We start from the raw sequence: 8431 nt of genomic DNA, 5'->3' as shown, positions 1-8431 counted from the left end.
GGTCGCTCACCGCAGCAGGCCCTTCATCTCGATCAGGGGCAGCGCCTTGAGAGCCGCTTCCTCGGCCTCGCGGGCGGCCTCCTCCGCGTTGACCCCGAGCTTGGAGCTCTGGATCTTCTGGTGGAGCTTGAGAATGGCGTCCATCAGCATCTCGGGACGCGGCGGGCATCCCGGCAGATAGATGTCCACCGGAACAATGTGATCAACACCCTGCACAATGGCGTAATTGTTGAACATTCCGCCCGATGATGCGCAAACCCCCATGGAGATGACCCACTTGGGGTTCGGCATCTGGTCGTAGACCTGGCGCAGCACGGGCGCCATCTTCTGGCTGACCCGTCCGGCGACGATCATCAGGTCCGCCTGCCGCGGCGATCCGCGGAAGACCTCCATCCCGAACCGGGCCAGGTCGTAGCGGCCCGCGCCGGTCGTCATCATCTCGATGGCGCAGCAGGCGAGGCCGAACGTGGCCGGGAAGACGGAGGACTTCCGCACCCAGCCGGCCGCCTGCTCGACCGTGGTCAGCACAAAGCCGCTCGGCAGCTTCTCTTCGAGTCCCATGGTGTGCCCCTCAGCCCCTCAGTCCCATTCCAGGCCGCCGCGACGCCAGACATACGCGTAGGCGACGAAGACGGTGAGCACGAAGAGCAGCATCTCCACGAGCCCGAAGATCCCGAGGGCGTCGAAGGAGACCGCCCAGGGATAGAGGAAGACGATCTCGATGTCGAAGACGATGAACAGCATCGCCGTCAGGTAGTACTTGATGGGAAAGCGACCGCCGCCGGCCGGCGTCGGCGTGGGTTCGATACCGCACTCGTACGCTTCGAGCTTTGCCCGGTTGTACCGCTTGGGGCCGATAAGCGTGGCCATGACCACGGAGAAGATCGCAAACCCTGCCCCGAGGGCGCCGAGCACGAGGATGGGCGCGTAGGCATTCACGCTCCTCGCTCCTTCCAGTCGTCCTTGACCGTTGGACCGCATCGGGCGACCGGCTCGCCGCCTCACCAAGATCGTGCACATGTGAGGCAGTTCACAAGCCCGACTGCCCCGCATCCTATGCCTGCCGCCCTGTGATCTGCGACACGGGGTGCAGCAACGTCTTTGTGATCTCCACCACCTGACGAAGGATCATGAAGTCGTATGAGCGGTGATCTTCGTACGCGAAGCGGCCGAGTGATCACGAGACGTGACATTCGACGGTGTTACCGCTGGTCAAGGGCGTGGCGCGCTATCAATTGACAGCCTGTACAAGCAAATTGGCGATGGACCGCCCCGAGGTGATAAGGGAACCGATCCCTGCCGCCCTCACCCGGACGGGCGGCACGGCGGGAGCGAGCGGGACATGTGCACGCATTCACGAAGTTCCGGATGGCCGGACACGCGCTCCGGCCGAGCGGCGCGCACGGCCGCACCGGACCGCTCCCGGCCGCCTCGTCCGCCCCGCGCGTCACGAACGCGAGGGCGCCCGCCGCCACTCGGCCCGCACTGTGACCTGCGTCACCGCAGGCACTCCTGGCGCAAAAGCGGGCTTGGCCATCAGTGTGAACGGATGGTAAGCGCCGGGCAATTCGGGCGTATTACCGAAAGGCAGTGATCACGGCCCTGTTCGCGTCTGCCCGTTTTGCCCGTTAGGGCGTCAATAAAGGCGCACGGAAAGCGGATTCACAGATTCCGAACGTAACTGTGTCGCAACACACGTTTCTTGATGGGACCCCTACAGCCCTGATAGCGCTAGTACCCATGTCCCACACCGCTCACATACCCAGCCACCGGAAGCCCCGCCAGCGCGCCTCGAAGTCGGCCCTGCGAGCCGGAGTTGCCGGTGGCGTCCTCAGCACCATCGCAGTCGCGGGTGCCGCCGGTCCGGCCCAGGCCGAGCCGGTGACCCAGACCATCGAGATGCCCACCATCACCTCCGGGTTCTCCACCGCCGTCGCCGCCTCCGCGCAGGCCACCCAGCAGGTCGCCCTGGACCTGGAGGCGCAGGCCGACGAGGACGCCGCCGCCGAGAGCGCCGCGAAGAAGGCCAAGAAGGCGAAGGCCGAGGCCGTCCGCAAGGCCGAGGCCCAGAAGAAGGCCGAGGCCGCCGCCAAGGCCAAGGCCAAGGCGGAGGCGGAGGCGGAGGCCGCCGAGCGCGCCTCCCGCAGCGCCGAGCGCACCAATCTCAGCGCCTCCGCCGGCTCCTCGGGCTCCTCCTCGGGCACGTCCGCGTCCGACCCCGCCCCCTCCTCGAACGCGTCCGGCTCCGCGGCCTCCGTCGTGGCGTTCGCCAAGGCGCAGGTCGGCGACGCCTACGTGGCCGGCGGCACCGGCCCCAACTCGTGGGACTGCTCCGGTCTGGTCCAGGCCGCGTTCCGCACGGTGGGCGTCGACCTGCCGCGCGTCTCGCAGTCGCAGTCGACCGCCGGAACCCCGGTCTCCCTGGACTCCATCCAGCCGGGCGACATCCTCTACTGGGGCAGCGCGGGCAACGCGTACCACGTGGCGGTCTACATCGGCGGCGGCGAGTTCGTCGGCGCGCAGAACTCCAGCACCGGCACCGTCCAGCGGTCCATGGACTACGACCCGCCCACCGGCGCGGTCCGCGTTCTCTGATTCACAAGCACCCCGGAACACCGCCGAGGGCCGCCGCTCCCCCGCTCGGGAGCGGCGGCCCTCGGCCGTGCCGCCTCCACGCCGCGCGGCGGCCGGCTCAGGCGGCTTCCGACGCCCGCCGCCCCGGTCCCAGCCCCGACCGCGCCCGGCGCGCCCCGGCGGCGAGCAGGGCCAGGCCCATCAGCAGCGCGCTCACCCACACGGGGGCCCGGTAGCCGAATCCGGCGTCCAGGGCCAGCCCGCCGGCCCACGGGCCCACCGCCGCCCCCAGGTTGAACGCGGCCGTGCAGAAGGCTCCCGCCAGGGTCGGGGCCCCGGACGCCGACGTGAGGACGCGCGTGATCAGGGCGGTCCCCGTGCCGAAGGCGAACATCCCGAGGAGCGCGACCAGCGCCAGGGCCGCGACCGGGCTGCCCGCCGCCAGGGCCAGCACGCACCAGCCGAGCGTCAGGGCGGCCATGCCGCAGGCGATGACGACGACGGGACGCGGACCGGCGGCGAGCCGGCCCGCCGCGGTGACGCCCAGGAACGCGCCCGCCCCGAACAGCGCGAGAGCCACGGGCACCCAGACGGCGTCCAGCCCGCTCTCCCGGGTGAGAAGCGGCTCCAGATACGAGAACGCGCAGAAGGTCGCCCCCTGCACCAGCGCCATCACGAGCAGGGTCGGCCGCAGCCCCGCCCCGGTCAGCACCCGCAGCTCGTCCCGTACGGAGACGCGTGCCGGGACATCCACCGGGCCACCCGCGGGAGCGGCTGCCAGGACGCCGCCCCCGGCTCCGGCGTCGGCTCCGGCGTCGGCTCCGGCGTCGGCTCCGGCGTCGGCTCCGGCCGCCCGGCCGCGCCGGTCGCCCGGGACGCCCCGGAGGATCGCGAGGGCGGCGGGCAGCGAGACCGCGGCGACGGCCCAGAACGCCGACCGCCAGCCCCACTGCTCGCCCAGCACCGCACCGGCCGGTACGCCGACCACGCAGGCCACCGTCACCCCGCCGACGACCACGGCGGTGGCCCGCCCCGCCGACCGCTCGGGTACCAGCGAGACCGCCGTCGTCAGGGCCACCGCCCAGAAGCCCGCGTTGGCGAGGGCCGCGACGAAGCGGGTAGCCAGGAGGACCTCGTAGTGCGGGGTCAGCGCGCCGACGACGTGGACGGCGACGAAGACGGCGAGGAAGAGCAGCAGGGCCCGCCGCCGGGGCCGGCTCCGGCAGAGGAGAGCCGTCAGCGGCGCGCCGACGACCATGCCGACGGCGAAGGCGGACGTGAGGAGGCCGGCGGCGAAGAGGGAGACGTCCAGGTCGGCGGCGATGGCGCTGACCAGTCCGGAGAGCATGAACTCGGAGGTGCCCTGGGCGAAGACCGCGAGGCCCAGGACGTATACGGCGAATGGCATGGGTGACCCACCCCTTGGACGGAACCGTCGATGGACAGACAGACCGGTGTGCGGGGATGCGGGCCGCGCCCGTGGCACGCGCCGGCGTGGAGAGCCGGCGGACGCGACGCGGAGAACGCCCGGTCCGAGACCGGGGCGCGAACCCGGCGTACGGCGGCGCTTCAGCGCGTACGCGGGGTGGGAACGGCCCGTACCCGCGGTGGTCCGGGGGCGACGGAGCCGTGCGGAGACCGGCCGGTGACCCGACGGGTCACCCGGCGACGCTCAGCGAAGGCTCGGCCACCGGCGCACCGGCGGCCGGAGTCTGTCGGACTCGGGGCTGGACATGGGAGGTGAGGCTACCGGACGGGGCGGCGGCGTCTCCACCGGATACCGCCCGGACGGCCCCGGCCGGGTCAGCGGCGGCGGGGGCGGCGGTTGGTCCGCTCGGGCTCCCGCGCGGAGGTGGTGGGCGCGGGCGGCGCGTCGTACAGGGACTCCAGGTCCTCGTCGTCGTCGGGCGAGGTCAGCTCCGCGGCGAAGCGGGGCTCCAGGAAGAGCCCGTGGTGCTGCGGCGGCGCGGCGGCGAAAGCGTCCGCGGCGGCCGGACGTGCCGGTTCCGGACGGGAGGACTTCCGGGGCAGGGAGGCGGTGGTCATGGCTGTCTGTCCTTGGGGTCGAGCAGCGCTGTATCGGCTTGTTCCGTACCCGCCGGCCTGCGTTCGATGTGGGCGCGCGTCGGAAGAGAACGTGGGCGCCGCATGCCGCAGCTGCGGGCGGGGGCGGCCCCGGCCGGTCCGGGAGTGCCGACGACCGGGGGAGGCGCGCAAATCATCGCACACGATCACGCCGGCGGCCGATGATTTGCCCGGCGGCGACACCCTCGCCGGCGGAACCGGAACCAACGCCGACGACGGCGGCACCGGCCGCGACACCTGCTCCAGCCCTCGCACCGGACCAGGACGCGTCTGACCCGGACCTCATCACCCAGCGAGCCTCTTCCACCCCGCACCGCGGGGTGGGAGAGGCCGGTGGCCGCGAAGCGGAGATGACGGGACGGACGTCGGCAGGACGGCCCACCGCACGGTCACGGGCCCACGGACGCCCCGGGTGGATCAGGCCCTCGGGGCCACCTTGGACAGGCCGTTGATGATGCGGTCCATCGCGTCGCCGCCGGTCGGGTCGGTCAGGTTGGCCAGCATCTTGAGCGTGAACTTCATCAGCAGCGGGTGCGTCAGGCCGCGCTGGGTGGCCACCTTCATGATCTTCGGGTTGCCGATCAGCTTCACGAAGGCGCGGCCCATCGTGTAGTAGCCGCCGTAGGTCTCCTTGAGCACCTTCGGGTAGTTGTTCAGCGCCAGTTCGCGCTGGGCCGGGGTGGCGCGGGCGTGGGCCTGGACGATGACGTCGGCCGCGATCCGGCCCGACTCCATGGCGTACGCGATGCCCTCGCCGTTGAACGGGTTGACCATGCCGCCCGCGTCGCCGACCAGCAGCAGGCCCTTGGTGTAGTGCGGCTGCCGGTTGAACGCCATCGGGAGCGCCGCGCCCCGGATCGGGGTCGTCATGTTCTCCGGGGTGTAGCCCCAGTCCTCCGGCATGGAGGCGCACCACGCCTTGAGGACCTCGCGCCAGTCCAGCTCCTTGAAGGCGGAGGAGGAGTTGAGGATGCCCAGGCCGACGTTCGAGGTGCCGTCGCCCATGCCGAAGATCCAGCCGTAGCCGGGCAGCAGCCGGTCCTCGGCGCCGCGCCGGTCCCACAGCTCCAGCCACGACTCCAGGTAGTCGTCGTCGTGGCGGGGCGAGGTGAAGTACGTGCGCACGGCCACGCCCATGGGGCGGTCCTCGCGGCGGTGCAGGCCCATGGCGAGGGAGAGCCGGGTGGAGTTGCCGTCGGCGGCGACGACGAGCGGGGCGTGGAAGGCGACCGGGGTCTTCTCCTCGCCGAGCCTGGCCTCGACGCCGGTGATGCGGCCGGTGCGCGCGTCCCGGATCGGCGCACCCACGTTGCAGCGCTCGTACAGCCGGGCGCCGGCCTTCTGCGCCTGCCGGGCCAGCTGCTCGTCGAAGTCGTCGCGCTTGCGGACCAGTCCGTAGTCCGGGTAGGAGGCGAGATCCGGCCAGTCCAGCTGGAGGCGCACACCGCCGCCGATGATGCGCAGGCCCTTGTTGCGCAGCCAGCCCGCCTCCTCGGAGATGTCGATCCCCATCGACACGAGCTCCTTGGTGGCGCGGGGCGTGAGGCCGTCGCCGCAGACCTTCTCCCGGGGGAAGGCGGTCTTCTCCAGCAGCAGGACGTCCAGTCCGGCCTTGGCCAGGTAGTACGCGGTCGCGGAGCCGGCTGGGCCCGCTCCGACGACGATCACGTCCGCGCTGTACTCGGAGAGGGGCTCGGTCACGGTCGGATCTCCCGAAGACTCGAATTCGCGTGCCGCGCGGCACAGGTCCCGTGCAGTCTATGGGGGCCTGTAGACCAACCCTCCGAAGGGCTCCCACATGTCGACCGCGCCCGTCCCGCCCACCGCCCCGGCCCCCGCCGTACGCCTCCGCGTCCCGACGGACGAGGACGCTCTGACCTGGCACCGCCTCTTCGACGACCCCCGGGTGATGGAGTTCTTCGGCGGCCGGAGCGCGGAGTTCTCGGCCTACGAGGAGCTGACCGCGCGACAGCGGCGGCACGACGCCGAGCTGGGCTACTGCCTGTGGACCGTCACCGACGAGGAGGACGCCGTGCTCGGCTTCACCGGCGCGCAGCCCTGGCCGCACACGCACTACGGTCCGGTCGGCGCGATCGAGATCGGCTGGCGGCTGGCGCCCGCCGCCTGGGGCCGGGGGTACGCCGGCGCCGCCGCCCGCACCACGCTGGAGCGGCTGCGGGCGGCGGGGGTGGCGGAGGTGGTCGCGATGATCGACGCGCGCAACGCCCGGTCGATCGCGGTGGCGGAGCGGCTGGGCATGCGCCGCGCCGAGTCGTACACCACGCCGCGCCCCGGGCAGGAGGCGTACTGCTTCCGGCTGGAGCTCTGAGCCCGGGGCCGCCGCGCGGCGGTCAGGCGCGGGTGGCCCGGTGCAGGGCCACCACGCCGCCGGTCAGGTTGCGCCAGGCGACCTTCGACCAGCCGGCCTTCTGGAGCAGGGCGGCGAGGGCGCTCTGGTCGGGCCACTCCCGGATCGACTCGGCGAGGTAGACGTAGGCGTCCGGGTTGGAGGACACCGCGCGGGCGGTCGGCGGCAGCGCCCGCATCAGGTACTCGGTGTAGACCGTGCGGAACGGGGCCCAGGTCGGCTGGGAGAACTCGCAGATCACGACGCGTCCGCCGGGCTTGGTCACCCGGTACAGCTCGCGCAGCGCGGCGTCGGTGTCCTGGATGTTGCGCAGTCCGAAGGAGATCGTGACGGTGTCGAACGTCTCGTCCCGGAACGGCAGCTTCGTACCGTCGCCCGCGGTGAACGGCATCCACGGGTGGCGCTCCTTGCCGACCCTGAGCATGCCGAGGGAGAAGTCGCAGGGCACCACGTAGGCCCCGGCGCGCGCGAAGGGCTGCGAGGAGGTGGCGGTGCCCGCCGCCAGGTCCAGGATCTTCTGGGCGGGGCGGGCGTCGACGGCCTGCGCGACCGCCTTGCGCCATAGCCGGGCCTGGCCCAGGGAGAGCACGTCGTTGGTCAGGTCGTAGTTGGCCGCCACACCGTCGAACATCGAGGCGACTTCGTGCGGCTGCTTGTCCAGGGAGGCTCGGGTCACCGTCCCATTCAAGCAGCCCGGACCCGGAGTCCTCCGGTGCGGTCGCCGGGTCGCCCCGCCCTGACGGGCACCTTTTCGAACTGGTCTTCACTCGTCTTCAACCTTTTCGGCACGTCGGAACTCTGTAAGGGGTGGAGACCGTCCCGGGGCGGTCCACGGCGGAGCGCGGAACAGCGAGGAGAGGGGAGGGCGGATGCCGGCAGGGGCGGAGCCCGACATGGCGGACGGGAGCGGCGCCGCGTTCGAGGCGTACGCGCGTACCGGGCAGCGGCGGCTGTACCGGACGGCCTACCTGCTGTGCGGGGACGTCGAGGGCGCCCGGGACCTGACCCAGACGACGCTCGCCAAGCTGTTCCAGCACTGGCGGCGGGCGAGCCGGGCGGACAACCTCGACGCCTACGCCAAGACGGTGCTCGTGCGCACCTTCGTGGCCGAGCGCCGCCGCACCGTGCGCGATCTGCTCGCCCACCACCGCGACACGCCCCTCCCGCACCCCAATCCCGCGCCCGGGGCCGATCTGCGGATCACGCTGCTCGCCCTGCTCGACGAACTTCCGCCCCGGGCACGGGCGATGGTCGTCCTGCGCTACTGGGACGACCTGAGCGTGGAGACCGTCGCCTCGCTGCTGCGGTGCAGCGAATCCACGGTCAAGAGCCAGTGCTCGCGATCGCTCGTCCGCCTGCGCGCCCGTATGGGCGACGTCCAGCTCTACTCCACCGGAAGCTGAG

General features: G+C 72.0%; 9 protein-coding genes. 3 read left to right on the top strand and 6 right to left on the bottom strand.

All coding sequences use genetic code 11. The features are described from left to right. Positions 1-6: 6 nt before the first annotated feature. Together EES43_RS17165 and EES43_RS17160 are read right to left on the bottom strand one after the other, a co-directional pair. The gene (locus EES43_RS17165; protein WP_124269527.1) at positions 7-561 is read right to left on the bottom strand and encodes a NuoB/complex I 20 kDa subunit family protein; all 555 of its coding nucleotides are present in this window, start codon (positions 559-561) and stop codon (positions 7-9) included. Positions 562-579: 18 nt separating this feature from the next. Continuing rightward, positions 580-939: an NADH-quinone oxidoreductase subunit A gene (locus EES43_RS17160; RefSeq protein WP_003967084.1), complete on the bottom strand. Its 360-nt coding sequence runs from the start codon at positions 937-939 to the stop codon at positions 580-582. A gap of 801 nt (positions 940-1740) precedes the next feature. Between EES43_RS17160 and EES43_RS17155 the strand changes: the two genes are divergently transcribed. Continuing rightward, complete coding sequence (locus tag EES43_RS17155) at positions 1741-2595, top strand: C40 family peptidase (RefSeq protein WP_124269526.1); 855 nt, start codon at positions 1741-1743, stop codon at positions 2593-2595. 97 nt (positions 2596-2692) lie between these two features. Here the strand turns inward: EES43_RS17155 and EES43_RS17150 are convergent, their stop codons facing one another. The 3 genes from EES43_RS17150 to EES43_RS17140 all read right to left on the bottom strand — a co-directional run bounded on the left by EES43_RS17150 (position 2693) and on the right by EES43_RS17140 (position 6360). Next, on the bottom strand, positions 2693-3982 hold the full coding sequence (locus EES43_RS17150) for an MFS transporter (RefSeq protein ID WP_124269525.1): 1290 nt from the start codon (positions 3980-3982) through the stop codon (positions 2693-2695). 395 nt (positions 3983-4377) lie between these two features. Next, positions 4378-4620: a hypothetical protein gene (locus EES43_RS17145; RefSeq protein WP_241192463.1), complete on the bottom strand. Its 243-nt coding sequence runs from the start codon at positions 4618-4620 to the stop codon at positions 4378-4380. Positions 4621-5076: 456 nt separating this feature from the next. Then, positions 5077-6360 (bottom strand): geranylgeranyl reductase family protein, encoded by a 1284-nt coding sequence (locus EES43_RS17140; protein ID WP_124269524.1) that lies wholly within the window; start codon positions 6358-6360, stop codon positions 5077-5079. Positions 6361-6457: 97 nt separating this feature from the next. On the opposite strand from EES43_RS17140, the gene EES43_RS17135 reads away from it, so the two are divergent. Beyond that, entirely contained in the window at positions 6458-6988 is a 531-nt protein-coding gene (locus tag EES43_RS17135; protein ID WP_124269523.1) for a GNAT family N-acetyltransferase, read from the top strand. 22 nt (positions 6989-7010) lie between these two features. Here the strand turns inward: EES43_RS17135 and EES43_RS17130 are convergent, their stop codons facing one another. Beyond that, a complete protein-coding gene (locus EES43_RS17130; RefSeq protein ID WP_124269522.1) occupies positions 7011-7703 on the bottom strand; it encodes a demethylmenaquinone methyltransferase in 693 nt (230 codons plus the stop codon). Between the two features lie 217 nt (positions 7704-7920). On the opposite strand from EES43_RS17130, the gene EES43_RS17125 reads away from it, so the two are divergent. Then, on the top strand, positions 7921-8430 hold the full coding sequence (locus EES43_RS17125; RefSeq protein WP_124269521.1) for a SigE family RNA polymerase sigma factor: 510 nt from the start codon (positions 7921-7923) through the stop codon (positions 8428-8430). The last annotated feature ends 1 nt before the right edge of the window (position 8431 follow it).

The organism is Streptomyces sp. ADI96-02, assembly GCF_003846185.1.
Classification (GTDB): Bacteria; Actinomycetota; Actinomycetes; order Streptomycetales; family Streptomycetaceae; genus Streptomyces.
This window is presented reverse-complemented; position numbering and strand designations above follow the sequence as displayed.

Excerpts from the sequence above, each read along its gene's own strand:
- EES43_RS17165 (WP_124269527.1), bottom strand. The coding sequence starts at position 561 with ATGGGACTCGAAGAGAAGCTGCCGAGCGGCTTTGTGCTGACCACGGTC.
- EES43_RS17145 (WP_241192463.1), bottom strand. The coding sequence starts at position 4,620 with ATGACCACCGCCTCCCTGCCCCGGAAGTCCTCCCGTCCGGAACCGGCA.
- EES43_RS17135 (WP_124269523.1), top strand. The coding sequence starts at position 6,458 with ATGTCGACCGCGCCCGTCCCGCCCACCGCCCCGGCCCCCGCCGTACGC.
- EES43_RS17150 (WP_124269525.1), bottom strand. The coding sequence starts at position 3,982 with ATGCCATTCGCCGTATACGTCCTGGGCCTCGCGGTCTTCGCCCAGGGC.
- EES43_RS17125 (WP_124269521.1), top strand. The coding sequence starts at position 7,921 with ATGGCGGACGGGAGCGGCGCCGCGTTCGAGGCGTACGCGCGTACCGGG.
- EES43_RS17155 (WP_124269526.1), top strand. The coding sequence starts at position 1,741 with ATGTCCCACACCGCTCACATACCCAGCCACCGGAAGCCCCGCCAGCGC.